The 25,371-nt window shown below is 63.3% G+C and carries 23 protein-coding genes; 18 read left to right on the top strand and 5 right to left on the bottom strand.

The features are described from left to right. The first annotated feature begins 103 nt into the window (after nt 1-103). Nucleotides 104-1,816 carry a thiamine pyrophosphate-dependent enzyme gene (locus tag V6767_RS09865; RefSeq protein WP_448473321.1) on the top strand — a complete coding sequence of 571 codons (1,713 nt, stop codon included), beginning with the start codon at nt 104-106 and terminating at the stop codon, nt 1,814-1,816. A 9-nt stretch (nt 1,817-1,825) separates the two neighbouring features. Here V6767_RS09865 and mutM read toward each other — a convergent pair whose 3' ends face one another. Continuing rightward, a complete protein-coding gene (gene mutM / locus V6767_RS09860) occupies nt 1,826-2,713 on the bottom strand; it encodes a bifunctional DNA-formamidopyrimidine glycosylase/DNA-(apurinic or apyrimidinic site) lyase (protein WP_448473320.1) in 888 nt (295 codons plus the stop codon). Between the two features lie 173 nt (nt 2,714-2,886). Here mutM and ubiE point away from each other — a divergent pair, with 173 nt between their 5' ends. From ubiE to guaA, 11 genes are all read left to right on the top strand, one after another. Further along, entirely contained in the window at nt 2,887-3,663 is a 777-nt protein-coding gene (gene ubiE, locus V6767_RS09855; RefSeq protein ID WP_448473319.1) for a bifunctional demethylmenaquinone methyltransferase/2-methoxy-6-polyprenyl-1,4-benzoquinol methylase UbiE, read from the top strand. Between the two features lie 9 nt (nt 3,664-3,672). Further along, a complete protein-coding gene (ubiB, locus tag V6767_RS09850) occupies nt 3,673-5,259 on the top strand; it encodes a 2-polyprenylphenol 6-hydroxylase (protein WP_448473318.1) in 1,587 nt (528 codons plus the stop codon). A 364-nt stretch (nt 5,260-5,623) separates the two neighbouring features. Continuing rightward, nucleotides 5,624-6,907 (top strand): RsmB/NOP family class I SAM-dependent RNA methyltransferase, encoded by a 1,284-nt coding sequence (locus V6767_RS09845; RefSeq protein ID WP_448473426.1) that lies wholly within the window; start codon nt 5,624-5,626, stop codon nt 6,905-6,907. A 141-nt stretch (nt 6,908-7,048) separates the two neighbouring features. Continuing rightward, nucleotides 7,049-8,332 carry an imelysin family protein gene (locus tag V6767_RS09840; RefSeq protein ID WP_448473317.1) on the top strand — a complete coding sequence of 428 codons (1,284 nt, stop codon included), beginning with the start codon at nt 7,049-7,051 and terminating at the stop codon, nt 8,330-8,332. Between the two features lie 344 nt (nt 8,333-8,676). After that, nucleotides 8,677-10,185 (top strand): di-heme oxidoreductase family protein, encoded by a 1,509-nt coding sequence (locus tag V6767_RS09835; protein WP_448473316.1) that lies wholly within the window; start codon nt 8,677-8,679, stop codon nt 10,183-10,185. A 53-nt stretch (nt 10,186-10,238) separates the two neighbouring features. Beyond that, nucleotides 10,239-11,255, top strand: a complete 1,017-nt coding sequence (locus V6767_RS09830; protein ID WP_448473425.1) for an imelysin family protein — start codon at nt 10,239-10,241, stop codon at nt 11,253-11,255. Nucleotide 11,256: 1 nt separating this feature from the next. After that, nucleotides 11,257-12,345, top strand: coding sequence for a DUF1513 domain-containing protein (locus V6767_RS09825; protein WP_448473315.1), 1,089 nt, complete (start codon nt 11,257-11,259; stop codon nt 12,343-12,345). Nucleotides 12,346-12,364: 19 nt separating this feature from the next. Then, nucleotides 12,365-12,823, top strand: a complete 459-nt coding sequence (locus tag V6767_RS09820; protein ID WP_448473314.1) for a TspO/MBR family protein — start codon at nt 12,365-12,367, stop codon at nt 12,821-12,823. 136 nt (nt 12,824-12,959) lie between these two features. Beyond that, a complete protein-coding gene (locus V6767_RS09815) occupies nt 12,960-13,343 on the top strand; it encodes a PaaI family thioesterase (protein WP_448428766.1) in 384 nt (127 codons plus the stop codon). After that, nucleotides 13,343-13,975 (top strand): 5'-methylthioadenosine/S-adenosylhomocysteine nucleosidase, encoded by a 633-nt coding sequence (locus tag V6767_RS09810; RefSeq protein ID WP_448473313.1) that lies wholly within the window; start codon nt 13,343-13,345, stop codon nt 13,973-13,975. Before V6767_RS09815 ends, V6767_RS09810 begins: the two co-directional genes overlap by 1 nt. A 39-nt stretch (nt 13,976-14,014) precedes the next feature. Then, nucleotides 14,015-15,580: a glutamine-hydrolyzing GMP synthase gene (guaA, locus tag V6767_RS09805; RefSeq protein WP_448473312.1), complete on the top strand. Its 1,566-nt coding sequence runs from the start codon at nt 14,015-14,017 to the stop codon at nt 15,578-15,580. Nucleotides 15,581-15,625: 45 nt separating this feature from the next. Here guaA and V6767_RS09800 read toward each other — a convergent pair whose 3' ends face one another. Then, nucleotides 15,626-15,958 carry a hypothetical protein gene (locus V6767_RS09800; RefSeq protein WP_448473311.1) on the bottom strand — a complete coding sequence of 111 codons (333 nt, stop codon included), beginning with the start codon at nt 15,956-15,958 and terminating at the stop codon, nt 15,626-15,628. Beyond that, nucleotides 15,955-16,584, bottom strand: a complete 630-nt coding sequence (locus tag V6767_RS09795; RefSeq protein WP_448473310.1) for a TetR/AcrR family transcriptional regulator — start codon at nt 16,582-16,584, stop codon at nt 15,955-15,957. Before V6767_RS09795 ends, V6767_RS09800 begins: the two co-directional genes overlap by 4 nt. A gap of 139 nt (nt 16,585-16,723) precedes the next feature. Here V6767_RS09795 and V6767_RS09790 point away from each other — a divergent pair, with 139 nt between their 5' ends. The 6 genes from V6767_RS09790 to V6767_RS09765 all read left to right on the top strand — a co-directional run bounded on the left by V6767_RS09790 (nt 16,724) and on the right by V6767_RS09765 (nt 22,220). Then, nucleotides 16,724-17,602 (top strand): SDR family oxidoreductase, encoded by an 879-nt coding sequence (locus V6767_RS09790; protein WP_448473309.1) that lies wholly within the window; start codon nt 16,724-16,726, stop codon nt 17,600-17,602. Nucleotides 17,603-17,652: 50 nt separating this feature from the next. After that, nucleotides 17,653-18,606, top strand: coding sequence for an alpha/beta hydrolase family protein (locus V6767_RS09785; RefSeq protein WP_448473308.1), 954 nt, complete (start codon nt 17,653-17,655; stop codon nt 18,604-18,606). A 191-nt stretch (nt 18,607-18,797) separates the two neighbouring features. Then, nucleotides 18,798-19,469 (top strand): response regulator transcription factor, encoded by a 672-nt coding sequence (locus V6767_RS09780; RefSeq protein WP_448473307.1) that lies wholly within the window; start codon nt 18,798-18,800, stop codon nt 19,467-19,469. Continuing rightward, nucleotides 19,469-20,806, top strand: a complete 1,338-nt coding sequence (locus V6767_RS09775) for a sensor histidine kinase (protein WP_448473306.1) — start codon at nt 19,469-19,471, stop codon at nt 20,804-20,806. Before V6767_RS09780 ends, V6767_RS09775 begins: the two co-directional genes overlap by 1 nt. A gap of 278 nt (nt 20,807-21,084) precedes the next feature. Then, on the top strand, nt 21,085-21,933 hold the full coding sequence (locus tag V6767_RS09770) for an enoyl-CoA hydratase/isomerase family protein (RefSeq protein WP_448473305.1): 849 nt from the start codon (nt 21,085-21,087) through the stop codon (nt 21,931-21,933). A gap of 83 nt (nt 21,934-22,016) precedes the next feature. Next, the gene (locus tag V6767_RS09765; protein ID WP_448473304.1) at nt 22,017-22,220 is read left to right on the top strand and encodes a hypothetical protein; all 204 of its coding nucleotides are present in this window, start codon (nt 22,017-22,019) and stop codon (nt 22,218-22,220) included. A gap of 56 nt (nt 22,221-22,276) precedes the next feature. On the opposite strand, the gene V6767_RS09760 is transcribed toward V6767_RS09765, so the two are convergent. Both V6767_RS09760 and V6767_RS09755 read right to left on the bottom strand, forming a co-directional pair. After that, nucleotides 22,277-24,331, bottom strand: coding sequence for a bifunctional aldolase/short-chain dehydrogenase (locus tag V6767_RS09760; RefSeq protein ID WP_448473303.1), 2,055 nt, complete (start codon nt 24,329-24,331; stop codon nt 22,277-22,279). Between the two features lie 64 nt (nt 24,332-24,395). Further along, nucleotides 24,396-25,343: a sugar-binding transcriptional regulator gene (locus V6767_RS09755; RefSeq protein ID WP_448473302.1), complete on the bottom strand. Its 948-nt coding sequence runs from the start codon at nt 25,341-25,343 to the stop codon at nt 24,396-24,398. Nucleotides 25,344-25,371 lie beyond the last annotated feature (28 nt).

The raw sequence follows: 25,371 nt of genomic DNA, 5'->3' as shown, positions 1-25,371 counted from the left end.
GCTTTTTCCGGGCTCATTTTCGCCGGCGGCGCGTTTACCCATTAACGCCGACTGACGGCGTTTGCGCAGAAAATCGGGAGAAAACCGCGAAAGGAGCGCTCACATGTCCAAAACCGTTGCAGAGATCGTCGTCGACACGCTGAAGAAGGCGGGCGCGAAGCGCATTTACGGCATACCCGGCGATACCATCAACCATTTCACGGACGCCGTCGCCCGTTCCGATCTTCGATGGGTCCACGTCCGGCATGAGGAGGCGGGCGCCTTTGCCGCCGGCGGCGAGGCTTATATGACGGGCGAACTCGCGGTCTGCGCCGGCACTTGCGGCCCCGGCTCGCTGCATTTCGTCAACGGTATCTATGAAAGCCATCGCAACGGCGCGCCGCTGGTGCTGATCGCCTCGGAGGTCGATCGCCCGCAAAAGGGCTTCGATTTCCCGCAGGACGTCGATCAGAAGAAGATCTACGAGCAGCATTCGGTGTTCTGTGAGCATATTTCGCATCCCGCCCAGGCGCGGCGGATCGTCGCGATGGCGGCGCAGGCGGCGCTCACCAAGGGCGGCGTCGCTGTGGTGATCGTCAGCGGCGACATGTTTCAGGAAAGCGATGACGATGCGGCTGACTGGCGGGTGCACCGGCCCCGGCCCATGGCGCGCCCGAATGATGAGGAACTGGCAGAGCTTGCCGAACTGGTCGATCAGGCGAAACGGGTGACGATCTATGCCGGCATCGGCGCGCGCGATGCCCGCGAGGCGGTGGTGGCGCTCTGCCGCAAGGTCAAGGCGCCGATGGTCCACACCACCCGCGCCAAGGAATGGCTGGAGCCGGGCAACCCCTTCAATGTCGGCGTCAACGGCATTCTCGGCAACCGCGCCGGGTTGAACGCGCTTGAAAAGGCCGATCTGGTGATCTCGGTCGGCTGCGACTTTGCCTATACCCAGTTCTATCCCGACCGGAAGATCGTGCAGATCGATATCGATCCCACGCATCTTGGCCGGCGCGCGCCGATCCATCTCGGCCTCGTCGGCGATGCCCGCACGACGCTGGAGGCGCTGTTGCCCAAGGTGGAGGAAAAATCCGACGAGAAGCATCTCAACCGACACCTCAAGGAATGGCAGGAGGATCTCGGCGACTATGATGAGGCGGGCGACGAGCCAGACCCGAGCCTGATCCATCCGCAGTTTGTTGCCAATCTTCTGGATGCCAAGGCCGCCGGCGATGCGATCTTCATCTCCGATGTGGGTACGCCGATGGTGTGGATGCTGCGGCATCTGAAGGCCAATGGCAGCCGCCGGTTTCTCAACAGCCTGCTGCACGGCACGATGGCCAGCGCGATGCCGCAGGCGATCGGCGCCAAGCTCGCCTATCCCGACCGGCAGGTGATTGCCATGTGCGGCGATGGCGGATTGTCGATGCTGATGGGCGATCTCCTGACGCTGGTTCAGGAAGACGTGCCGATAAAACTCCTGGTGTTCAACAATTCCTCGCTCGGCTTTGTCGAGATGGAGCAGCGGGTCGAGGGCCTTGTCGACCATTTCACCACGCTGGAAAACCCGGATTTCTCAAAGGTTGCCGAGGCCTGCGGCATTGCGGGCTTCCGCGCGGACAATGCGGAGCAGCTCGGATCGGCGATGGACGCCTGGCTTGCCGCCCCCGGCCCGGCGCTGCTCGACGTCAAGGTCAACCGCATGGAACTGGTCATGCCGCCCAAGGTTGAGGTCTCCCAGGTTGCCTCCACCGCAATGTTCGGCGTCAAGGCGGTGTTCGACGGCCGGATGAAGGAAGTGGTGTCCCTGCTCAGAAGCAATTTCCTGAAGTAGGCGGGACGGCTAACCCTTCTGGCAGGCCGGGCAATAGAAGGTGGAGCGGCCGGTCTGGACGGCGCGGGCGATGGTGCCGTCGCAATCTTCGTGCCGGCAGGGCGTGCCGGTGCGATCATAAACGGAGAAGGAATGCTGAAAATAGCCGAGCGTGCCGTCGGTCTTGCGATGGTCCCGAAGCGTGGAGCCGCCGGCCTCGATCGCTTCCGCGATCACGTCGCGGATTGCCGGAACGAGCCGTTTCAGCCCGTCGCGCGGTCTGCCCGCCGGGGTGACCAAGTGGCCGGCGGCGCGGAACGGCGAAAGCCGCGTTCTCCACAGCGCCTCGCAGACATAGATATTGCCGAGGCCGGCGATGTTGCGCTGGTCGAGCAGGGCGGCCTTCAGGCTCTGGCTCTTGCCGGCAAAGCGGGTCGCCAGGTAATCGGCGTCGAGGCTGTTGCCGGTCGGCTCCGGGCCGAGGCCCTTGAAGCTTGCATCCGCCTCAAGCCCTGCGCGCGGAACGAGCTTCATGAAGCCGAAGCGACGCGGGTCGTTATAGATCACGCGGGCCCGGCCGTCGCTCAGATGAAAGACGACATGGTCGTGGATGGCGGCGGCGTTGCGGGGCAGGTGAAAGTCGCCGGGCGTTTCGACTGCGCTTTCCTCCTCCACGCGGTAGGAACCGGACATGCCGAGATGGGCGACGATGGTCATGCCGTCATCAAGGTCGATCAGCAGGTATTTCGCCCGCCGCCCGAGTGCGACAATGCGTCTGCCCCTCACGGCTTCGGCGAAATCCGGCGGGAACGGGAAGCGGAGATCGGCGCGGCGCAGTTCCAGCTTCTCGATGATGCGGCCTTCCATGGCGGGTGCCAGCCCGCGGCGCACGGTTTCGACTTCCGGCAGTTCCGGCATGATGTTTTTAAGCCTTTGGCGTTTCGCTTTTGCGGGTTTCGGTTTATAGCCGCAACGGTGTCTGTTGTTTATCGCTGCAGCAGAGCCAATATTGGGCCCGATATAGCGATTCAGCGCGTGCTGACAAAGCCGAAACGGGCAGACGGAAGATTTTCAAGCGTGAGGTGCGTAAAATGACGGACAGCCGGACCACTGCCAATGGCGGCATGGAAACCTCTTTCGGCTTCAAGAATGTCGCCGATGGCGACAAGCAGCCTCTGGTCAACGATGTCTTCCACAAGGTCGCCAAGCGCTACGACATCATGAACGACGTGATGTCGGCGGGTCTGCACCGGGCCTGGAAGGCCGGCATGGTCGGCGCGCTGAACCCGCCCGCCGATCCCGACTATCACGTGCTCGACGTCGCCGGCGGCACGGGCGACATCGCCTTCCGCATCGTCGATGCCTCGAAGGGGCTGGCGCGCGCCACCGTGCTCGATATCAACGGCTCCATGCTGGCGGTCGGCGAGGAGCGGGCGCAAAAGAAGGGCATTGCCGAAAACCTCACTTTCGTCGAGGCCAATGCCGAGGACCTGCCGTTTGAGGACAAGAGCTTCGACGCCTACACGATCGCCTTCGGCATTCGCAACGTGCCGCATATCGACAAGGCGCTTTCGGAGGCCTACCGGGTGCTGAAACGCGGCGGCCGGCTGCTGGTGCTGGAATTTTCCGAGGTCGAGGCGCCGATCCTCGACAAGGTCTATGATCTCTGGTCGTTCCACGCCATTCCGCGCGTCGGCAAGGCGATCGCCGGCGATGGCGAGCCCTACCGCTATCTGGTCGAATCGATCCGCAAATTCCCGAACCAGAAGGATTTTGCAAAGATGATCGAGCGCGCCGGTTTCTCACGCGTCAAGTTCACCAATTATTCCGGCGGTATTGCTGCCCTTCATTCCGGCTGGAAACTTTAGGCATTCATCATGGGCGCGCTTCGATCCTACTTCAACCTTCTCGGCGTCGGCTGGGTGCTGGCCCGCGAAGGCGTGATTAACGCGCTGCCTTCGGAAGGCCTGCCGCCCTATGCCCGGCTGGTGAAGGCCATGCTGGTGCCCTTCGCCCGGCCCGGCGCGCGCAGACAAGCGCGCTCCGACAGGCTCGGCAAGGCGATCTCGCGGCTCGGTCCCTCCTATGTGAAGATGGGCCAGTTCCTGGCGACCCGGCCGGATGTCGTCGGCGCGGGCTTTGCCGAGGATCTGGCGCAGCTGCAGGACCGGATGCCGTTCTTCCCGGTCGAGGCGTCGAAGGCGACCATTCGCGGCTCGCTCGGCCGTTCCGTCGACGAACTCTTTACCGAATTCGGCGATCCGATTGCCGCCGCCTCGATCGCGCAGGTGCATCCGGCGACGGTCGCGACGCCCGAGGGCGAGAAAAAGGTCGCCGTCAAGGTGATCCGCCCCGGCATCCGCCACCGGTTCAACGAGGATCTCGGCGCGATGTATCTGGTCGCGCGCATGCAGGAGCGTTTCATCCGCTCCAGCCGGCGGCTCAGGCCCGTGGACGTCACCCGCACGCTGGAACAGACCACCAAGATCGAGATGGATCTGCGACTGGAAGCAGCCGCGATCTCGGAGATGACGGAAAATACCGCTCATGACGAGGGCTTCCGCCTGCCCGCCGTCGACTGGGAGCGCACCGGCCGCGATGTCGTCACCATGGAATGGATCGACGGCGTCAAGATGTCGGATGTTGAGGGGTTGAAGGCGGCGGGCCATGACCTGGAAAAGCTGGCGGTGACGCTGATCCAGTCCTTCCTGCGCCATACCCTCAGGGATGGCTTCTTCCATGCCGATATGCATCCCGGCAATCTGTTCGTCGACAAGGACGGCATGATCGTCGCCGTCGACATGGGCATTGTCGGAAGGCTTGGTAAGAAGGAACGGCGGGTGCTCGCCGAAATCCTCTACGGCTTCATCACCCGCGACTATATGCGCGTGGCCGAAGCCCATTTCGAGGCCGGCTATGTGCCCGCGCACCACAACAAGGCCTCGTTCGCCCAGGCGATCCGCGCCATCGGCGAGCCGATCCACGGCCAGTCGGCCGAGACGATCTCGATGGGAAAGCTCTTGACGCTGCTGTTCGAGATCACCGAAATCTTCGACATGACCACGCAGACGCAGCTCATCAATTTGCAGAAGACCATGGTCGTGGTCGAGGGCGTGTCGCGCATGCTCGATCCGCATTTCAACATGTGGAAGGCGTCCGAGCCGGTCGTGTCGAAATGGATCGAGCACAATCTCGGCCCCCGCCGGGTGCTGACCGATATGCGCGAGGGCATGCAGGCGGTGCTGAAGATCGCCGAGGCGATCCCGGAGATCGCCGACAAGACCGAGAAGTTCCACAACGAAGTCATCGCCATGAGCGAGAACGGCCTGCGCTTCGACGAACGCACCTCCGAAGCCATCGGCCGCGCCGAGGCCCGCCACACCCGCTCCGGCCGCGTGGCGCTGTGGCTGATCGCGGCGGTGCTGGTGTATCTGGCCGTGGTGGCGTCTGTGGCGGTGTTTTGATGGGTTTGTCTGGTGTCAATCGCGGGATACCGACGGCTTCCCGCTATCCGCATAGCCCCTTCCAATCTCAGTCTGGCGGGGTTTCTTCAGCCTCTCCTTCCTACGAGGCGTCATCCTCGGGCTTGACCCGAGGATCCAATCACCTCTCACTGCGAGCGGCGTGCCGGGCTCCCCGCCATATTGCGCGGCCGAGTTCGAACAAACCCGCGCTGCCGGCGTGGCTTGCGGGGTTGGATCCTCGGGTCAAGCCCGAGGATGACGCCGAGGGCGGGGAGGGGCAAAGCATTCCATCAGCGCTGCGGCAAAGCGCGGCTGAGCGTAGGAACGCGCCGCATAGCGTCCCAACAACTCCGGAGTATCAATGATGCGCATTGGCGGACGTCTTCAGGGCGCGATCGAGGTTCTTTCCGAGGTGGAGGAGCGCAAGCGTCCCATCGCGAACGCGCTGAAGGATTGGGGCACGGCGCATCGGTTCGCCGGCTCCGGCGACCGGGCGGCGATCGGCAATATCGTTTATGATGCGCTTCGGATGAAGCTGTCGCACGCCTTTCTGATGGATGATGACAGCCCTGCGGCGCTCGCCCATGCGGTGCTGTTCCGCCAATGGGGTTTTACCCCGGAAAGCCTCGCCGAAAAGCTCGATGGTGACAAGTTCGCGCCCGAACCTCTTTCCGAGCGCGCGCTCGCCGCTTTCGTCAGCCGCAACCTTGCGGATGCCCCGGACCATGTCCGCGCCGACCTGCCGGAATGGATACTCCCGGCCTTCAAGGAAAATTTCGGCGATGACTGGCTGGCCGAGGCCGAGGCGCTGAACCGCCGCCCCTCGCTCGATCTGCGCGTCAACACGCTGAAGGCCGAGCGCGAGAAGGTGAAGAAGGCGCTTTCGCGGGCGGGGGCGGACCTGACTGCGATCGCGCCCTGCGGTTTGCGCATTCCGCCCGGCAGCGGCGGCGACCGGCTGCCCAATGTCACCGCCGAGCTCGCCTTCCAGAAGGGCTGGTTCGAGGTGCAGGACGAGGGGTCGCAGATCGTGGCGCGGCTGGTCGACGCCCATGCCGGACAGCAGGTGCTGGATTATTGCGCCGGCGGCGGCGGCAAGACGCTGGCGCTTGCAGCCGACATGGACAATGCCGGCCAGGTGCACGCCTATGACGCCGATCGCACGCGGCTCGCGCCGATCATCGAGCGCCTGCGCCGCGCCGGCACCCGCAATGTGCAGGTCCATGATGATGCCGCCGCGCTGGAGGGGCTGACCTTCGATCGCGTGCTGATCGACGCGCCCTGCACGGGCACCGGCACATGGCGGCGCCGGCCCGATATCAAGTGGCGGCTTTCGGAAAAGAACCTCGAGGAGCGCATGGCCCAGCAGGACGAGGTGCTGGCCACGGCATGCCGTTTCGTCAAGCCCGGCGGGTTGCTGATCTATGTCACCTGCTCGCTGCTTCCGGCCGAAAACCAGGCCCGGATCGCGGCCTTCCTCGAAGGGCGCTCCGACTTCGAAGCCCTCGATATCGCGACGCTCTGGCAAGCGCGCTTCCCGGCATCGCCAAAGCAACCGCATTTCACCGAGGGACGGTTCGCGACGTTGACGCCGGCGGCAACCGAGACCGACGGTTTCTTTTGCGCGGTGCTGCGCAAACAGGGCTGAACGGCTCGAGAATTGACGATGCGCAAGCCAGCGTACAGCGCACGGGCGACGCGCGATTTTCCATAACTGGATTATTTGACACAAGTTTCTTTTTCCTTCATGTAGGCAGCACTAACAGTGTCATTGAAGGAGAGGGACCCCATGATGCACACGATCCGAACGCGCGCCCTTCTGGCGGGCTTTGCCGCCTCGACCATGCTCGCAGCCCCGGCTTTTGCCGATGACGTTACCCCCGAGGCCGTGGTCAAGCACTATGCCGATGTCGCGCTTGCGAAATATCAGGATTCGCTGACCACGGCGAAGGCGCTGGACGAGGCCATTCAGGCCTTTGTCGAAAACCCGAGCGAAGAGACCCAGAACGCCGCCAAGGAAGCCTGGATCGCAGCCCGCATTCCCTACCAGCTCACTGAAGTCTATCGTTTCGGCAACCCGACCGTTGATGACTGGGAAGGCAAGGTCAATGCATGGCCGCTGGACGAAGGCCTGATCGACTATGTCGACGCCTCCTACGGCATGGAAAGCGACGAGAACTCGCTCTACACCGCCAATGTCATCGCCAATCCCGAGATCAAGATCAACGGCGAGACGGTCGACGCCACCGAGATCACGCCCGATCTGCTCGCCAACACGCTGCATGAAGCCGGCGAGATCGAGGCCAATGTCGCCACCGGCTATCACGCCATCGAATTCCTGCTTTGGGGCCAGGACCTGAACGGCACGGATGCCGGCGCGGGCGATCGCTCCTACACCGATTACCTTTCCGGCGGTGATTGCACCAATGGCAATTGCGACCGCCGCGCGGCCTATCTCACGGCAGCCTCCGAGCTGCTGATTTCCGACCTTGAAGACATTGTCGCGGCCTGGGAACAGGGCGGCGAGGCCTATGCCTATGTCACCGAAGACCCGACCACCGGCATTGCCGCGATCCTGACGGGCATGGGCTCGCTTTCCTATGGCGAGCTTGCCGGCGAGCGTATGAAGCTCGGCCTGCTGCTGCATGATCCGGAGGAAGAGCATGATTGCTTCTCCGACAACACTCATGCCTCGCACCTGAACGACGCGATCGGCATCCTGCAGGCCTATACCGGCGATTACACCCGCGTCGACGGCACGGAAATGACCGGCGCTTCGGTTTCCGACCTGGTGGCCGCCAAGGACCCGGCGCTGGACGAGGAACTGACGGCGAAGCTGCTTGCGACCGTCGCCGCGATGGAGGCGATGGCCACCCGCGCTGAAACCGTCGAGGCCTATGACCAGATGATCGGCGAAGGCAATGACGAGGGCAATGCCGTGGTTCAGGCCGCCATCGACGGCCTGATCGACCAGACGCCGTCCATCGAACGCGCGATTGCCGCGCTCGATCTTGGCCAGATCGAACTGGAAGGCTCCGACAGCCTTGACGCGCCGGAAGCGGTGTTCCAGTAGGAGCGATCGTTGGGGCGTGGCAGCCATACCGCTTGGCGGTAGCCGCCGCGCCCGCGACCCATGCTGCGTCATCCTCGGGCTTGACCCGAGGATCTAACCACGTCGGACGCGAGCAGCGTTTCGGGTCGCAGAATAGGGACGCCACACGAATTTCCGTTCGCGCCAGTCGCGCGGATGGGTGCTTGGATCCTCGGGTGAAGCCCGAGGATGACGCCGAGAGAAAAGGCGAGACAGGTGCATTAAGCGAGAGCTTCGGTTAGAAGACGGCGAAAATGTCCGCCTCGCAATACATAAAGGACGGCCGGAACGACCGTGATGGCATGATGAAACGGCATATTCCTGCAATGACGACAGCGGCTCTGGCCGCTTCTTTGTGTTTTACGACGACCTTCGCCGCCGACTGGACCCCGCCCGCCGAACGCGCCGATCTTGACGCAAAGGACAAGGCCCGGGTCGAGAAGGTCACGCAGCCGACAGACGACTTTTCAAAGCCGGAAGCCTTTGAGATTATGCAGGGCGGCGCCGCCACCAGCACGGCGAGCGTCAACCGCGACAGTTTCTCGCACTCTTCCGCCAACATCACCTTCGCCGAGGAAGAAACCTTCAAGCTCGGCAATGCGCTGTTTCGCAAGTTCTGGGTGTCGTCGCCATCCTCGACCCAGGCGTCCGACGGGCTCGGGCCGCTGTTCAACGCCCGCTCCTGCCAGAGCTGTCACCTGAAGGATGGCCGCGGCCATCCGCCGGAAGGCGACAGCGACGCGACCTCGATGTTCCTGCGCCTGGCGCGGCCCGCCCGCACGCCGGAAGAGCAGGCGCGCATCGACAATTACGAGACCGTCAATTTTCCCGATGAAGTCTATGGCGGGCAGCTTCAGGATTTCGCCGTGCCCGGCCTTTCCGCCGAAGGGCGGATGACGATCGATTACCGGGAGGAAGAGGTTACGCTCGGCGATGGCACGGTGGTGTCGCTCCGCCATCCGACCTATGGCGTGGCGGACCTCGCCTATGGGCCGCTGGGCGAAGACACCACGCTCTCGCCGCGCATTGCCAACCCGATGATCGGTCTCGGTCTGGTGCAGGCGATCGAGCCCGCCGACATTCTCGACCTTGCCGATCCCGATGATGCTGATGGCGACGGGGTTTCGGGCCGCCCCAATATCGTCAGCGATACCGTGACCGGCGAGGTCAAGCTTGGCCGTTTCGGCTGGAAGGCGCAGAACGCGACGATCCACGATCAGTCCGTCGGCGCGATGAGCGGCGATATCGGCGTTTCCTCACCGGATGCGCCGAACCCCTACGGTGATTGTTCCGAGGCGGAAGCCGCATGCCTTGCCATGCCCACCGGCGTTCAGCCGCGGCTCGGCGATACCGAAGCGCCCGATCCGGTGATGGAACTGATCACCTTCTATGCCGAAAACCTCGCCGTTCCCGCGCGCCGCGATTTCGACGATCCTGAAGTTCTGCGCGGCAAGCAGGTGTTCTACGAGGCCGGCTGCACCGCCTGCCACAATCCCAAATTCGTCACCAGCCGCAACGCGGAAAATCCGGCGCACCGCTTTCAGCTGATCTGGCCCTATTCCGATTTCCTGCTGCACGATATGGGCGAGGGCCTGGCCGACGGCCAGCAGGTGGCGATGGCGAACGGCCGCGAATGGCGCACCGCCCCGCTCTGGGGCACGGGGCTTACCGAGACGGTCAACGACCACTCCTTCTTCCTGCATGACGGTCGCGCCCGCAACCGCACCGAGGCGATCCTGTGGCACGGCGGTGAAGCGCAGAGCGCGCGCGACAATTTCGCCAATGCCGCGAAAGAGGATCGCGACGCGCTGATCAAATTCCTGGAGTCGCTGTGAAACAGTTTATCGCCGCAACGCTTGTCATTCTTTCAGCCGGCAGCGCCGCCGCCATGAACCGGGACGCCGTGTCCGGCGTGCTGGAAAAGGCGGTGGATGGCTTCATCCGCCCCGGCTACCAGAATTTCGCAACCGCCACCGGGACATTGTCGGAAGCCGTCGAGGCCTTTTGCGCAGCGCCGGACGAGACCAGCTATCAGGCCGCAACGGCGGCCTTTGACGAAACGGTCGCGGCATGGTCCGCAATCGAGATCGTCCGCACCGGACCGGTGCTGGAGGATCACCGTTTCGAGCGGATTCTCTATTATCCGGACCGCAAGAGCATCGGCCTGAAACAGGTACAGGCGGCAATCATCGAAGAGGATGAAACCGCGCTCGATCCCGACTATCTGCCGCAGAAGAGCGTGGCGATGCAGGGCCTGCTCGCGCTGGAATTCGTGCTGTTCGGCACGCAATACGAAACCATGTTCGAGGCCCCCGATACTTACCGTTGCCGCTATGGCGAGGCGATCGCGACGAACATGGATCGCGTCGCCGGTGAACTGACGGCCGCCTGGGAGGCCGAGGATGGCGTCGCCGATGCCTGGAAGCATCCCGGACCGGACAATCCGCTGTTTCGCACCGATGACGAGGCGCTGACGGCGCTGCTCGGCATTCTGGTCCACGGCGCGGAAACGGTGCGAGACCAGCGCATCGAATATTTCTACCGCGGCGAGGACGGGCCGAATTTCGCCACCCGCGCGATCTACTGGCGCTCCGAGAACACATGGCCCTCGGTGCTTGCCAATCTCGACGCGCTGCAGGCGCTGATGAACGATGCCGGCATGGCGAACCTGCTGGACGAAGACGTCCGCTCGATCGTGTCCTCGATCAACTTCCTGTTTTCCTCGCTTGATGGCGTGGTGGAAAGCATGAACCCTGATATCGAGGTTGTCCTCAACGACCCGGAACAGCGCGCCAAGCTCGATTACATCATCCTGAACCTCAAGGATGTGATCCTGCGGCTGAACGACAATTACGGCGGGGCGATCGGTCTCGGCGCCGGTTTCTCCTTCTCCGACGGAGACTGACATGCCCGCCCGTTCGGCCCTGATCGACCGCCGCAGTTTCGTGAAGGCCGCGGGCAGCTTGTTCCTGGCCGCGCTTTCCGCCCCCGCCGCCTTCGCGCTCGACCGCGCCGATGCGGTTTACGCCACTGGCATCAGGACGCCGGACGGCCGGTTCGCGCTGGCGCTGATGGGCGAGGATGGCGCGTTCATATCCGAGATCGCGCTGCCGGACCGCATCCACGGCCTCACCGTTTCGCCGGCCACGGGCGCGGTGGCGGCCTTTGCCCGCAGGCCCGGCACCTTCATTCTGGTGTTGTCGCCATCGGGCGGCGAGACGATCATCAACGCCATCCCCGACCGGCACTTCTACGGCCACGGCGCGTTTTCGCCGGACGGCCGGTTTCTCTATGCCAGCGAGAACGATTTCGAAAACCGACGCGGCATGATCGGCATTTATGATGCCCGGCAGAGCTACATCCGGATTGGCGAATACCCGACCTATGGCATCGGCCCGCATGATCTCTCCATGACGCCGGATGGACGATATCTGATCGCCGCCAATGGCGGGATCGAAACCCATCCCGATTTCGGCCGCACCAAGCTCAACCTCGATCACATGGAGCCGTCGCTGGCGCTGATCGATGCGGCAAGCGGCGCGCTGGTGGAAAAGCACGCGCTCCCCGCAGCCCTCAGCCAGCTTTCGACCCGGCATCTGGCGCTGGGGGAAGAAGGCCGCATCTGGTTTGCCTGCCAGTTCGAGGGGCCGCGCAACGAGACGCCGCCGCTGGTCGGCCATATCGCGCCCGGCGAAGCCCTGTCCTTCACGCCGCTGCCGGAGGATGTCATGATCGGGCTCGGCAATTATGTCGGCGCGATCGCCGCCAACCCCCGCGACGGGCTGATCGGGCTGACCTCGCCCAGGGGGCTGGTGGTGACGCTGGAGGAGGCGACCGGCCGGCTGGTCTCGACCGGAAAGCTCGAAAACGCCGCCGGCATCGCCGATGCCGCGCATGGCTTTGCTGTTGGCACCTATGATGGCATTTTCGCAGGCGCGCATCACGAAGCCGCTTTCGATCAGCATGCGGTGCGCCTCACTGGCAATTCGGCTTGACGATCCTATCTATACCGCCATGAAAAACACCAGAGCCATCCACGCGATCTTCATCATCGGCGTTCTTGCCGCCGGTCTCCTGGCCGGCTTCCTCAATATGCCGGGCGAATGGTATGCCTCGCTTGCCAAGCCGCCCTTCAATCCGCCCGACTGGCTGTTCGGCCCGGTCTGGACGGTGCTCTACGTCTTCATCGGTTGGGCCGGCGCTCGCAGTTTTCTGCGACGGCGGGAAAATGGCCGGGCCTTCGGCCTCTGGGTCGTGCAGTTCGTGCTGAACATCGCCTGGATGCCTGTGTTCTTCGGCGCGCAAATGATGGTCCCGGCGCTGATCGTCATCATCGCCCTGCTGCTCGCCATCCTCGCCTTCATCGGCGTCACGCGCCATACCGATCGCCTTTCGGCCACCCTGTTCGCCCCCTACGCCCTCTGGGTCGCCTTCGCGACGCTGCTCAACGCCGCGCTGATCTACCTCAACTGAGCTTGTCGGAATCGCCGCGGCGTGGCAGGTTCACCCCATTGGCAAGGCGGTTTCCGGTAAGGGCAGGGCATTGGCAGATTTCGAACATGGCGATTTTCACGCGCGGATCGTGAACAGTTTCGCGAGCCAGGGCGCGATGGAGATGCTCGGCGCGGAGCTGACGCGGATCAGTCACGGCGTCGTCGAGATCGAACTGCCCTTCGATGCCAAGCTCACCCAGCAGCACGGCATCCTCCATGCCGGCGTGATCGCGACCGGGCTTGAGACCGCCTGCACCTATGCCGCCTATACCATGATCGATACCGATGCCGCGCTGCTCACCATCGAGTTCAAGGTCAATCTGATGTCGCCGGGCAGGGGCGGGCGGTTCCTGTTTCGCGGCGAGGTCACCAAGCCCGGCACCAATATCATCGTCACCGACGGACGGGGTTATGCGATCGGTGATGGCCCCGCCAAGCTGATTGCCTCCATGTCCGGCACCTGCATGGTGCTGCGCGACCGGGAAGGATTTCAGGGCTGATGCGGATTGAATTGATCGCGGGCAAGCGCGTGCTGTTCGTCATGGCCGCCGCCTTCGAATATGGCGACAGGCTGAAGAGCCAGATCGCGCCGCTGATGACCGGCGTCGGTCCGGTGGAAGCGGCGGTTCAGCTGACGAGAACGCTCGGCGCGCTGGAGGGCGGCGACGGTCTGCCCGACCTCGTGGTCTCGCTCGGCTCCGCCGGTTCCGCCACGCTGGAACAGACTGAAATCTATCAGGCCTCCTCTGTCTCCTATCGCGACATGGATGCATCGCCGCTTGGCTTCGAGAAAGGCCTAACGCCGTTTCTCGACCTGCCGGCTGAGGTGGCGTTGCCCTTCCTCATTCCCGGTCTGCCGCAGGCGCGGCTTTCCACCGGCGGCAACATCGTCTCCGGTTCGGCCTATGATGCCATCGACGCCGACATGGTGGATATGGAAACCTTCGCGCTGCTGCGCGCAGCCCAAGCCTTCGATCTGCCGCTGGTCGCGCTGCGCGGCATCTCCGATGGCAAGGCGGAACTGAAGCATGTCGATGACTGGACGCAATATCTGCACATAATCGATGAAAAACTGGCTGTCGCCATCGATCGGCTGGAAAGCGCCATTGAAACGGGCGCGATTCCCCTATAAGGCCGGTTTTTAGCTTTCACCGACAGGAAGGCCCCAGCCGTGACCCCAGAAACCTCCCATCCCGATTCCGTCCTGATCATCGATTTCGGCAGCCAGGTGACGCAGCTGATCGCGCGCCGCGTGCGCGAGACCGGCGTCTATTGCGAGATCGTTCCGTTCCAGAAGGCGGAAGAAGGGTTCGAACGGCTGCAGCCAAAGGGCGTCATCTTCTCCGGCGGTCCGGATTCTGTTACCCGCGACGGCTCGCCGCGCGCGCCGCAGGCCGTGTTCGATAGCGGCGTGCCGATCCTCGCGATCTGCTATGGCCAGCAGACCATGTGCGTGCAGCTTGGCGGCTCGGTCGAGGGCGGTCATGCGGCGGAATTCGGCCGGGCCGATGTCGAAATCCTGAAAGCCTCGCCGCTGTTCGAGGGCATCTGGGAAGTCGGTCATAAATATCCGGTGTGGATGAGCCATGGCGATCGCGTCACCCGCGCGCCGGAGGGCTTCGAGATTATCGGCGTTTCGCCGCACGCCCCGTTCGCGATCTGTGTGAACGAGGAAAAACGCTACTACACCACCATGTTCCATCCGGAAGTGGTGCATACGCCGGACGGCGGCAAGCTGCTTGCCAATTTCGTGCACAAGATCGTGGGCCTGAAGTCGGACTGGTCGATGGCGGCCTACCGCACCGAGATGGTCCAGAAGATCCGCGATCAGGTCGGCGACAGCAAGGTTATCTGCGCTCTTTCCGGCGGCGTCGATAGCTCCGTCGCGGCGCTGCTGATCCACGAGGCGGTCGGCGACCAGCTTACCTGCATCCTCGTCGACCATGGGCTGATGCGCAAGAACGAGGCCAATGAAGTGGTCGCGATGTTCCGCGAGCACTACAATCTGCATCTCATTCACGTCGATGCGGTCGACAGGTTCGTTGGTGAGCTCGAAGGCGTCGCCGATCCGGAGACCAAGCGCAAGATCATCGGGCGTCTTTTCATCGAGACCTTCGAGGACGAGGCGAAGAAGCTCGGCGGCGCCGATTTCCTGGGGCAGGGGACGCTCTATCCGGATGTCATCGAAAGCGTTTCCTTCTCCGGCGGCCCCTCGGTCACCATCAAGTCGCACCACAATGTCGGCGGCCTGCCTGAGCGGATGAATATGCAGCTGGTGGAGCCGCTGCGCGAACTGTTCAAGGACGAGGTCCGCGTGCTCGGCAAGGAACTCGGCCTGCCGGATAGCTTCATCGGCCGCCACCCGTTCCCGGGGCCGGGCCTTGCGATCCGCTGCCCCGGCGGCGTGACGAAGGAAAAGCTCGACATCCTGCGCGAGGCCGACGCGATCTATCTCGACGAAATCCGCAAAAACGGCCTCTACGACGTGATCTGGCAGGCCTTTGCCGTGCTGCTGCCGGTGCAGACCGTCGGCGTGATGGGCGATGGCCGCACCTATGAATATGTCTGCGCACTGCGCGCCGTCACTTCCGTCGATGGCATGACCGCCGATTTCTACCACTACGACATGAACTTCCTCGGCAAGGCCGCCACCCGCATCATCAACGAGGTCCGCGGCATCAACCGTGTCGTCTATGACGTAACCTCAAAGCCGCCGGGCACGATCGAGTGGGAATGATTCAGGCCCATTTGAGGGTATCGGGGGATTGCGATCTAACGCGCTTTATGCTGCCCAGATAATAAAGCGATTTGCGCTGATCCGCACGGTCTGGCGCGGCAGGACATGGATGGTAACGATCTCTTCGCATTGATCAGCGCCCTGGCCTGGCTTGCCGATCAGCCTCCGCTCGTCCCGCCCGCGGATCACCTGTTCGACATCATATCGGACGCCATTCTCTTGAGGCGGCCCGGCGGGGTCCCGGAAAACCAGAGCGTATAAGCTGCCTGAGAAGAGTTGCCCGGCGACTAGAGCCATTCCGCGTTTCACGGAAACGAGAAAAGGCTCTATCTCTTTGTTTTTACGCAATTCCGGGCGGTGAACCGGTGTCCACTTCACCTGGAATTGCTTTCGTCGGGCTCATGTGAGGGACCCGCAGCGCCTTGCGGACCGGCCGCGCGGTAACGCAGCCCGTCAACCAGAAGCGCGACCAGCCGGCGCGCGGCGGCTGGATTGCCGTCGCTTGACGGCATGCACAGGCTCGCCACCGCGCGCAAGAGATCATACGGATTTGCGTCGGGGCGTATTTCTCCGGCAGCGACGGCGGCATCGAGCAATTTTTGCAAAGCAGGCTCGAACCGGCTGTCGAAATAGGCCGGCAGGGCCTCGAACGCCGGGTCGCCCGAATGGAGCGCGGCGGCGAGCCCGCGCTTGGCAACGATGAAGTCGACAAAGCGCTGCAACCAGCGGTCGAGCGCCTCTGCGGGAGGATAGGCTTGCGTGAGAGAGGTCGCGGCGTCCGCGCAGGCGTCGACCTCACTGCGAAACACCGCCGCAATCAGGTCGGAGCGCTGCGGAAAGTTGCGGTAGATGGTCCCGACGCCGACGCCCGCCTTTTCCGCGATCTCGCGCATCGGCGCCTCGACCCCCGATGTGGCGAACACGTCCCGCGCGGTGCGCACCAGTGTCTCGATATTGCGCTGCGCATCCGCGCGCACGCTCCGTTCCGACGATCTGCCAGCCATGGATTCCTGAAATTCTCCGATACGCGCTTGTTAAACGGAACAATGTTCCGTATATAGGCGGAAGACTGTTCCGCTTAATACGCCGCCGGGCTTCAAAAAGCCAGCAGAGAAACCAGTGGACTTATTCGAGGGATATGAAATGCGCATTTTTCTGACCGGCGCGACCGGTTTCATCGGTTCGGCGCTCGCGCCTAACCTGCTCGACGACGGACACGAAGTCCTGGGACTTGCGCGGTCTGAACCGTCTGCCGAAGTCTTGCGGCAAGCCGGTTGCGATGTCCTGAAAGGCGATCTGCGTGACCTGGAGAGCCTGCGTCTTGGCGCGGAGCAGACTGATGCCGTTATCCATACGGCCTTCGATCATGATTTCTCCCGCATGGCGGAAAACTGCGAGATGGACCGCCTCGCGATCGAGGCGATGGGCAGCGCCCTTGCCGGATCGGGCAAAAGGTTCATCGTCACGTCGGGTCTGCCGCCTCTCATGGGTCAGGTTTCGACGGAGACCGATATCCTGCCGCCCGGCGCTCACGGCATGCCGCGCGTATCGGAGCAGGTCGCCATGGCTTTGACTGACAGCGGCGTTCGCGTATCGGTGATCAGGATGCCGCAGGTTCACGATCGGAACCGGCAGGGATTTGCCTCCTACCTGATGGACCATGCGCACACCCACGGCGTCTCGGCTTATGTCGGCGACGGACAGAACCGCTGGCCGGCGGTTCACCGGCTCGATGCCGCCCGGCTTTACAGCCTCGTCCTCAAAAATGGTGCGAGCGGCGAGCGCTACCATGCCGTGAGCGAAGAAGGCGTGACAGTCCGCGACGTCGCCGAAGCGATCGGCAAACGGCTGGATGTGCCGGTGAGGTCGCTTTCGGAAGAAGACTCGGCATCCCACTTCGGCTGGCTTGATCGGATTGCGCGGATGGACGTCCCGGCCTCCAGCGTCCTGACAAGACAAAAGCTGCAATGGCAACCCCTGCAGAAGGCCGGTCTCATCCAGGATATTCTGGATTCGGTCTGAACGAAGGTCTGTCACCCAAAACATCATTCCCGCGAATGGAGACCAAGACCATGCCCGAACCAACCGTAAAACCGGACAGGCCGCCGGTACCGATGGCGACGCCCATCCTTTCCTTCAGTCCCGTGACCTTCGAGGTCCCGGGCCGCCAGGCGCCGCTCGAAATGCGGGTCGTCGTCCCGGCGACGGGGGACAAGCTGCCGGTGATCCTGCTGTCTCACGGCCACGGCGCCTCGAATTTCATCGCCTCGATGCGAGGCTATGGCCCGCTGGTCGACTTTTATGCCTCCCATGGCTTCGTGGTGATCATTCCAACGCACCAGAACTCCAAGACCCTCGGTCTCGATACGAGCGGTCCCGAGGGGCCGTTGTTCTGGAAATCGCGCCCGAGGGACATGAGCTTCATCATCGATCATCTCGATGAGATCGAAACCGCCGTCCCCGGCCTTGCGGGACGTATCGACAGGAACCGTATCGCCGCGGTGGGGCATTCCCTGGGCGGGCACACCGTCGCCATGCTGGCCGGCATGCGCGTGAAAGATCCCGCAGACGGCAAAGACGTGGACCTCTCCGAGACACGAATAAAGGCGGCCGTCCTGTTCTCGCCGCCGGGTAGCGGAAGCGGTGCGTCCGCAACGATAGCCGAACGCTATCCGGCCCTGGTCAACAGCGACTTCAGCTTCATGACGACGCCTTGTCTGGTGGTGACGGGCGACAAGGACGTCAACCCGATGTTCTCGGAGCGCGCGGACTGGCGGGCTGATGCCTACCGGCTTGCACCGGGCCCCAAATCGCTCCTGACCGTGAGGGATGCCGGGCACATTTTCGGCGGCATATCGGGCTATGACGCTGCGGAAACATCGGACGAAAGCCCGGAACGCGTTGCCGCCATCCAGCGCATCACCTGGGCCTATCTCAGGACCGCGCTCTATCCGGACGATCCGGCCTGGAGCACGATAAAGAACGAGACCGAAACCGGTTCAGGGGGGCGGATCGAGAGCAAATAGATAGAAGCCTTAAAAGCCGATTTCCGGGGGTGGACGATTGCGCCGCCGGAATGATTTGTCCGCCATGAACCTGTCGTCCGGCACCAGCCTTCGGCAAAAGCGTCTTACCGGAGCGTGCAGCCCTTTTATCCCCGTAATGCTGCTGCAATCTCGGCAGGCAAGACTGCCGCTGCGCAGAACCCGGAGAAGCGATGAGACTCCTGCTGATTGAAGATGAACGGGAGTTGGCGAATGCGCTGGCGGCGGCGCTGGGCAAGCACGGCGTTGTCATCGACCATGCCGTGTATCTCGCGGATGCATTCGAGCTCACGCTTCAAAACACATACGACGCCATTCTTCTGGACAGGCGCTTGCCGGATGGCGAGGGCCTGACCTTCATTCCGAAACTGAGGCGGGCTGGGGTCGGTACGCCCGTCATCGTGCTGACGGCCAGAAACGAACCGATGGAGCGCGTCGAGGGGCTGGACCTCGGCGCGGACGATTACCTCGGAAAGCCGTTTCTCATCGAGGAACTGATGGCGCGGGTGCGCGCCCTGCTCAGGCGACCGCCAGCCCTCGAGGAACAGACTATCCGGGTGGGGCGATTGCACATCGATCCGCTGCATCTCGATGTCATGGCGGGTTCCGTCCCGCTCGATCTTCCCCGGCGTGAACTTCTGGTCCTTCAGGCGCTCGCCAGGCGGAAGGGAAAGACCGTTCTTCGCTCCACGCTCGAGGAGGCGGTCTACAATTACGAGGAGGAAATACAATCCAACGCTCTTGATGCCCATATTTCGAGGCTGCGAAAGCGTCTGGCGGACGCCGGTGCCGGGGTAACGATCCACAATATCCGGGGCGTCGGCTATCTTCTGAGGGAAGGATGATGCGCGCCGGACGCCAATCCAGTCCCTCGCTCAGATGGCGATTGAGCTGGCAGCTCAGCCTCGTGATCACGGCCGTCATTGCCGTCGTCATCGTCGGGCTTTCCATCTATGCCACGATGGTGCTTTCGCCGAATATCGCCATGGAGCAAGCGGTCAAATCCGCCGTGGCGGAGGCGATTGAGCGCGATCGTGAGGGCGATCTCGCGCTTGAAGATACGCCGGCCCTTCGTTCATTGATCGCGCGCAACGACGGGCTCTGGTTCGTGGTCGCCACAACCGACGGCGATTCCGTCTCCCATGGAACCGTCCCCGCCACCTATGCCGCCATCGCGCCGCTCGTGAGCCTGTTTCATTCGGCTGATATTCGCGGGGCAAGCGGTGTGCGTGAAATCGCTTCGATCGAGGACGTCGCGACGCCGATCGGCGACGTCAGGATCCTGTTTGGCGGTGCCGCCGGCAAAGGCTGGCCTGTTCTTGCAATCCTCGCGGAGGCCTATCCGATCTACCTCTCGCTTCTCGCAATCGCGCTGCCGGCCATCTTTCTTGCGGTTCCCCGCATCGTCGGGCGTGCGATCGCGCGCGTCAGCGACGTCGCTGACATGGCATCGCAGATCGAGCTGCAGCAGCGTGGGGACCGGCTGCCTGTAGCCGGCATTCCCAAGGAGGTTGCGCCTCTCGTCGTGGCATTCAACGGCGCGCTCGAGCGTATCGAAAACGAGTTCAGGAAACGCCAGCGTTTCCTGATCGACGCGGCGCATGAACTCAGGACGCCGATCGCCATCATGCAGACGCGCATCGAGGGCCTGTCCGAAGGGCCGGAGCGCAGGCGATTGCTGGATGATGTCGCGCGCCTGGCGGAGATGGCGGAGCAGCTTCTCGATTTCGAGCGCGGCGGCCAGACGATCGATCTTGCCGAAACGGTGGATCTCGTTGATATCGCGCGCATAGCGGTGGCGGATCTCGCACCGCTCGCCATCGCGGCGGGTTACGAGATTTCGTTTCATGGCGGCGACATGCCCGTCGAGCGCAAAGGCGACAGCGCCGCCCTGCGCCGCGCGATCGGCAATCTCATCCGCAACGCCATTGAGCACGGCGGCGGTCATGGGGCAATCACGGTTTCAGCATTGGCGGACGGCGAAATCAGCGTGAGCGATGAAGGCCCCGGCATAGCGGCGGATCATCAGGACCTGGTGTTCGAGCCTTTCTATCGCGTGGTTCCGAACAGCCGCGGCGCAGGCCTTGGATTGAGCCTGGTAAAGCAGATCGTCGAAAGACATGGCGGGCATGTCGGCATCGAAAGCAGCTCCAGCGGCACCAGGGTAACAATGCGGCTTTAGGCTTTAAGAGTGGTCCTAAGGCCCCGAAAAAAAATTGCGCTGACAGGGGAATCCGCCCGCATCCATGGCGCGGCCCGTAATGTCCCCGCAATTCTTCCGTTCCATCTTTGCGCGCGAACCATCGCCGCAAGCTGCGGCGGCATTGAAACGAGAGCAGATTTTATGAGAACCGACAATCGCACATCACGGGCAAGAGGCCGGTCGACTTCGCTGACGGCCGACATCCTCGCGCCCAACTCAATCGCAGCGTCCGCCACCCATTACTGGAGGCAGTGCTCATGACCTGGGATCCGAGCGCGGAATGGACGGGCTATGCCGCACCGACATCGTTCGATGACTATGCGAAGCGCTACGAGCGCTTCTTCAGGATGCGGCGCGAAGGCGGCATCATCGAGCTGTGCATGCACACCGACGACGGCCCCTACAGACATACCCACGCCGCCCACAACGCCTGGGCGCGCGTCTGGCAGGATGTCGGCAACGATCCCGAGAACCAGGTGCTGATCCTGACCGGCACGGGTGACAAATGGATGATGGGCGATCCGAAAGGGCTCAATCCGAAACCGGCGTCGGAGCTGGACCCGGACCACATCTACCAGCGGATGATGGACGGGTGGAAGCATATCGAAAACTTCATCTACGGCATCGACATGCCCACCATCGCGGCCGTCAATGGGCCCGGCGTCCACACGGAATTCGCGCTTTTGTCCGACGTCACCTTTTCAGCCCCGGACGCGGATTTCATGGACCCCCACTTCTGGTTGGGAAGCCCTCCGGGCGACGGGCAGGGCATGGCGCTGCAAGCCCTGATGGGGCCAAAGCGCGCGGCCTATTCTATCTACGCGTCGAAATCCATTCCGGCGCCAATGGCGCTCGAACTCGGTCTCGTCAACGAGATCTTTCCGCGGGACGCGCTTCTCGACAGGGCCTGGGACCTCGCCCGCTACATGATGAAACGGCCGCGCTACACGCGCTGGGCGACCCACAATATCCTGTCGCGACATTGGAAGAAGGCGATCTCCGAAGATTTCGGTTTCCACATGGCGCATCAGATGCTGGCAAATGTGGCGAGCAAATCGGTTGTCCCGGATCCGGCGCTGCTGGCCGATCCTCGCAACCCCTTTTGACCAGACATTGGGGTTGTCCTGCCGAGCAGCCGAAGCCGCCGGCTTTGATTGCCCGGCAGGGTACACCCTTTACCGGAGTGAGCATGACTGACGATCACGAAGATCCCATCGCCGTGCAAAGGCGCGGACAGTTCCCATTGACACGCCGCGCACTGCTCGCTGCCTCGTTAGCGACAATTGCCGCCGCCCCGGTCTCGAAAGCCTTTGGCGGCAGCGCGCAACCCGTGACGGGGCCGATCAACGCCGAATGCGCTTACGCCTATGCCTATGTCTACGTCCTGGGGTAGGCCGGCATGAGCACTCGCGTGGGCGCGCTTGCCCTTTGTCTGTTGGTTTCTACAATTCAGCGCAGCGCCGCCGCGATATTGCCGCCGTCGACGGTGGTGACATTGGCGGTTGTGCTTTCGGCGCATGCGAGATCGAAGAAGGCGCGGGCCACGTCCTCGGCGGTAACTTCGCGGTGCAGCAGGTTGCCGCCCATATATTCCTCTACCGAGAGACCGCGCGCGGCGGCCCGGCTTTCAATCATGGCGTCGTCGAGCAGGCCGGAGCGGATGCGGTCGGCATTGACGGCGTTGGAGCGGATGCCGTCCTTGCCGTGCTCCAGCGCATACTGGCGTGACAGGAACAGGGTTGCCGCCTTGGAAAGCCCGTAGGCGCCGAAATTCGCGCCGGGATTGACCGCCTGCTTGCTGGCGTTGAACAACAGCGCGCCGCCGGTGCCCTGCGCGCGCATGATGCGCACGGCCTCCTGCGCCACGCTCTGATGGGCGAAGAAGTTCAGCTCAAAGCTCTTGCGCAGCACCGCGTCGTCAAGCGTCGCGATCGGCCCCTGGAAGGCGGCGCCTGCGTTCGAGACCACGATGTCGACCCCGCCGAAGCGGGATACCGCGGCTGCAAATCCGGACTTCACCGAGGCCGGATCGGTGACATCCATCGCCACGCCGATCGCGCCATTGCCGGCCGCGCGCGCGACCTCTTCGGCCCGCGCGCCATCGAGATCGGCAACCACCACATGCGCGCCTTCCGCTGCGAACTTCCGGGCAACGGCCGCGCCGATCGCGCCGCCGCCGCCGGTGACGAGGGCCACCTGACCGGTCAGCGGTTTCGGCTTGTTGCCGGCAAGCTTGGCTTGCTCCAGTGACCAGTATTCTAGCTCGAAAAGCTCTGGACGGCTGACCGGCTCGAACCGGCCCACCATTTCAGCGTCGCGCGCCGCCTCGATCCACATTTCGCCGAGATCGGCGGCGATCTTTGCCTCCTTGGCGGTGCGGCCGTGGCCGAAAAGGCCGACGCCCGGCACCAGCGTCAGACGCGGCATGGCGTCGAGCATGGTCCGGTTGACGTCGTCGCGGTCGTTGTTTTCGTTGAAATATTTCGTGTAAGCCTCGGCATAGCGCTCCACCGCACCAGCCGTCGCGGCGGCAAAGCCCTCAAGATCGTCCGCTATCGGGGCCGGCAGAACACTCGGCCCGGTCTTGATGCGGATCGAGAGATCTGGCGTGGAGACGCCGCGCCCGGCCATATCGGAAAGCTCCTCGGCGTTCACCAATTCCATGATTGCGGGCGAGGTGCGGAAGTCGTTGACCATGCGCCCGAAGCGCTTGCCCTTCTCCCTGATGGCCACCGCGCCGCGCAGGATCGGTGCAATCATGTCCGCGTCGGCGAGCCCGTCCGGCAGGCTGACGGCGTGGAAGGCCGGCTTGCCCTCGCGCCGGACATAATCTTCGGCGCGCGAGACATAGTCGATCATCAGGTCGTAGGCCTCCTTCGCGGTCTCGGCGAAGGTGAAGATGCCGTGCTTGTCGAGGATCAGGGCGTCGGCATCCGGCTTTGCCTCGAACGCCTCGGCCGACGCCTTGGCGAGCGCGAAGCCGGGCATGATGTAGGGCACGAAGGCGAAACGGTCACCGAACGCGGCATCGGCAAGCCGGCGGCTTTCGGCCTGGTCAACGATCGCCAGCACCGCTGTGGAATGGGTGTGGTTGACGAATTTCTGCGGCAGGAAGGCGTGGAGCAGGGCTTCGACGGAAGGGTTGGGGGAGGCAGGGTCGATCAGGTTGGCGCGCTGGAGCGTGACCATGTCTTCGTCCGAAAGCCTGTCGAAGGCGCGCGCCTTCAGGAGCGGGTTGAGCTTGACCGCCGGCAGTCCTGCCGGCTCGATGATCCCCATGTCCCAGCCGCTGCCCTTGACGCAAAGCACGTCGAAACGCTCGCCGACGAGGTCGGTCGCGACCGTCTTCACCGAAGTATTGCCGCCGCCATGCAGCACCAGACGCGGCTCGCCGCCGAGAAGCCTCGTGGTGTAGGTGCAGAGCGCCAGGTCTTCGTTGACGCCGTTTGCGCCATAGCGTTCGACCGCCGCCTTCGCCTTGTCATCGCGCCACAGATTTTCCATCGATTATCCTCCCTGAAGCCACTGGCTTCGGTCTTTCTCTTAATCTTCGTTCAGTGGTCGGCGTTCAGGCTTTCCAGGCATCCATAAGCTGTTCGGCCATGGACCGCGTCACAACCAGGTGAGACACGAAGCCGCCCCGAAGCGCTGCCTTCAGCGCCTCGAATTTCTCGGCCTCCTGCACCACCATCAGCCGCTTGGGAATCTGGCGCACCGTGTCGAGATCGGCGGAGATGCAGCGGCGATTGTGCTCGCAATCCATGATCGCGCCATCGCGGTCGATCACCTGTCCGGCGATCACGCCGGCCGCGCCCTGTTCGCCAAGCGTCTCGATTTCGGCGGCGGAAAGCGCGCCGCATTTCACCAGATGGCTGTCGGGCGCAATGCCGCCGACCGAGTAAAGCACCAGATCGCATTTGCCGATCATCGCCATCTGCTGGTGAATGATCTCCTCATCGCGCAACTGGGCGCACAGCGCCTCGGTGCTCAGCACCAGCGGCGCGTAGAAATTGATGCCCTCGGCATTCAGCCGACGGGCAATTTCGGTGGTGCACTGGTCCGGGCGGTAGTTATACGGCGCGCCGAGATTGCCGCAGAGCTGGATCACGGTCACGCCCTGCAGATCGGCGAACGGCATGGCGTCGGCGATGTGATAGACGGTCCGCCCCCAGGCAACGCCAACCTTGTCGCCCTTGTTGATCAGCCCCTGGAACACCGCCGCGGCCACGACCGGCATTTCGGTCTCCGGGTCGAGCGCCTGACGGTCCTCGGGGACGATCCAGACCGCGTCCAGGCCCAACGCATCCTCCATCTCCCGCGCCAGAACGTCATCGGCGAAAAGCTCGGTCGAGGTGGAGATGGTGACGATGCCCATTTCGCGGGCGCGACGCAGATACATGGCGACCGAGGCGCGCGATATGTCGAGCTGTTTCGCCACCTCATCCTGGCGCAGGCCATGGGTGTAGTAGAGCCAGGCGGCTTTGTGGAGAATGCGGTCGCTCGGTCGGATCAGCATCAGTGTCTCATCGTGGTCTGGACATTAT

This window comes from Martelella sp. FLE1502 (genome assembly GCF_053484255.1).
This window is presented reverse-complemented; position numbering and strand designations above follow the sequence as displayed.

What these genes read in the sequence shown, in the direction of transcription:
- V6767_RS09865 (WP_448473321.1), top strand. Translation starts at nt 104, where the DNA reads ATGTCCAAAACCGTTGCAGAGATCGTCGTCGACACGCTGAAGAAGGCG.
- mutM (WP_448473320.1), bottom strand. Translation starts at nt 2,713, where the DNA reads ATGCCGGAACTGCCGGAAGTCGAAACCGTGCGCCGCGGGCTGGCACCC.
- ubiE (WP_448473319.1), top strand. Translation starts at nt 2,887, where the DNA reads ATGACGGACAGCCGGACCACTGCCAATGGCGGCATGGAAACCTCTTTC.
- ubiB (WP_448473318.1), top strand. Translation starts at nt 3,673, where the DNA reads ATGGGCGCGCTTCGATCCTACTTCAACCTTCTCGGCGTCGGCTGGGTG.
- V6767_RS09845 (WP_448473426.1), top strand. Translation starts at nt 5,624, where the DNA reads ATGCGCATTGGCGGACGTCTTCAGGGCGCGATCGAGGTTCTTTCCGAG.
- V6767_RS09840 (WP_448473317.1), top strand. Translation starts at nt 7,049, where the DNA reads ATGATGCACACGATCCGAACGCGCGCCCTTCTGGCGGGCTTTGCCGCC.
- V6767_RS09835 (WP_448473316.1), top strand. Translation starts at nt 8,677, where the DNA reads ATGACGACAGCGGCTCTGGCCGCTTCTTTGTGTTTTACGACGACCTTC.
- V6767_RS09830 (WP_448473425.1), top strand. Translation starts at nt 10,239, where the DNA reads ATGAACCGGGACGCCGTGTCCGGCGTGCTGGAAAAGGCGGTGGATGGC.
- V6767_RS09825 (WP_448473315.1), top strand. Translation starts at nt 11,257, where the DNA reads ATGCCCGCCCGTTCGGCCCTGATCGACCGCCGCAGTTTCGTGAAGGCC.
- V6767_RS09820 (WP_448473314.1), top strand. Translation starts at nt 12,365, where the DNA reads ATGAAAAACACCAGAGCCATCCACGCGATCTTCATCATCGGCGTTCTT.
- V6767_RS09815 (WP_448428766.1), top strand. Translation starts at nt 12,960, where the DNA reads ATGGAGATGCTCGGCGCGGAGCTGACGCGGATCAGTCACGGCGTCGTC.
- V6767_RS09810 (WP_448473313.1), top strand. Translation starts at nt 13,343, where the DNA reads ATGCGGATTGAATTGATCGCGGGCAAGCGCGTGCTGTTCGTCATGGCC.
- V6767_RS09795 (WP_448473310.1), bottom strand. Translation starts at nt 16,584, where the DNA reads ATGGCTGGCAGATCGTCGGAACGGAGCGTGCGCGCGGATGCGCAGCGC.
- V6767_RS09790 (WP_448473309.1), top strand. Translation starts at nt 16,724, where the DNA reads ATGCGCATTTTTCTGACCGGCGCGACCGGTTTCATCGGTTCGGCGCTC.
- V6767_RS09785 (WP_448473308.1), top strand. Translation starts at nt 17,653, where the DNA reads ATGCCCGAACCAACCGTAAAACCGGACAGGCCGCCGGTACCGATGGCG.
- V6767_RS09780 (WP_448473307.1), top strand. Translation starts at nt 18,798, where the DNA reads ATGAGACTCCTGCTGATTGAAGATGAACGGGAGTTGGCGAATGCGCTG.
- V6767_RS09775 (WP_448473306.1), top strand. Translation starts at nt 19,469, where the DNA reads ATGCGCGCCGGACGCCAATCCAGTCCCTCGCTCAGATGGCGATTGAGC.
- V6767_RS09770 (WP_448473305.1), top strand. Translation starts at nt 21,085, where the DNA reads ATGACCTGGGATCCGAGCGCGGAATGGACGGGCTATGCCGCACCGACA.
- V6767_RS09765 (WP_448473304.1), top strand. Translation starts at nt 22,017, where the DNA reads ATGACTGACGATCACGAAGATCCCATCGCCGTGCAAAGGCGCGGACAG.
- V6767_RS09760 (WP_448473303.1), bottom strand. Translation starts at nt 24,331, where the DNA reads ATGGAAAATCTGTGGCGCGATGACAAGGCGAAGGCGGCGGTCGAACGC.
- V6767_RS09755 (WP_448473302.1), bottom strand. Translation starts at nt 25,343, where the DNA reads ATGCTGATCCGACCGAGCGACCGCATTCTCCACAAAGCCGCCTGGCTC.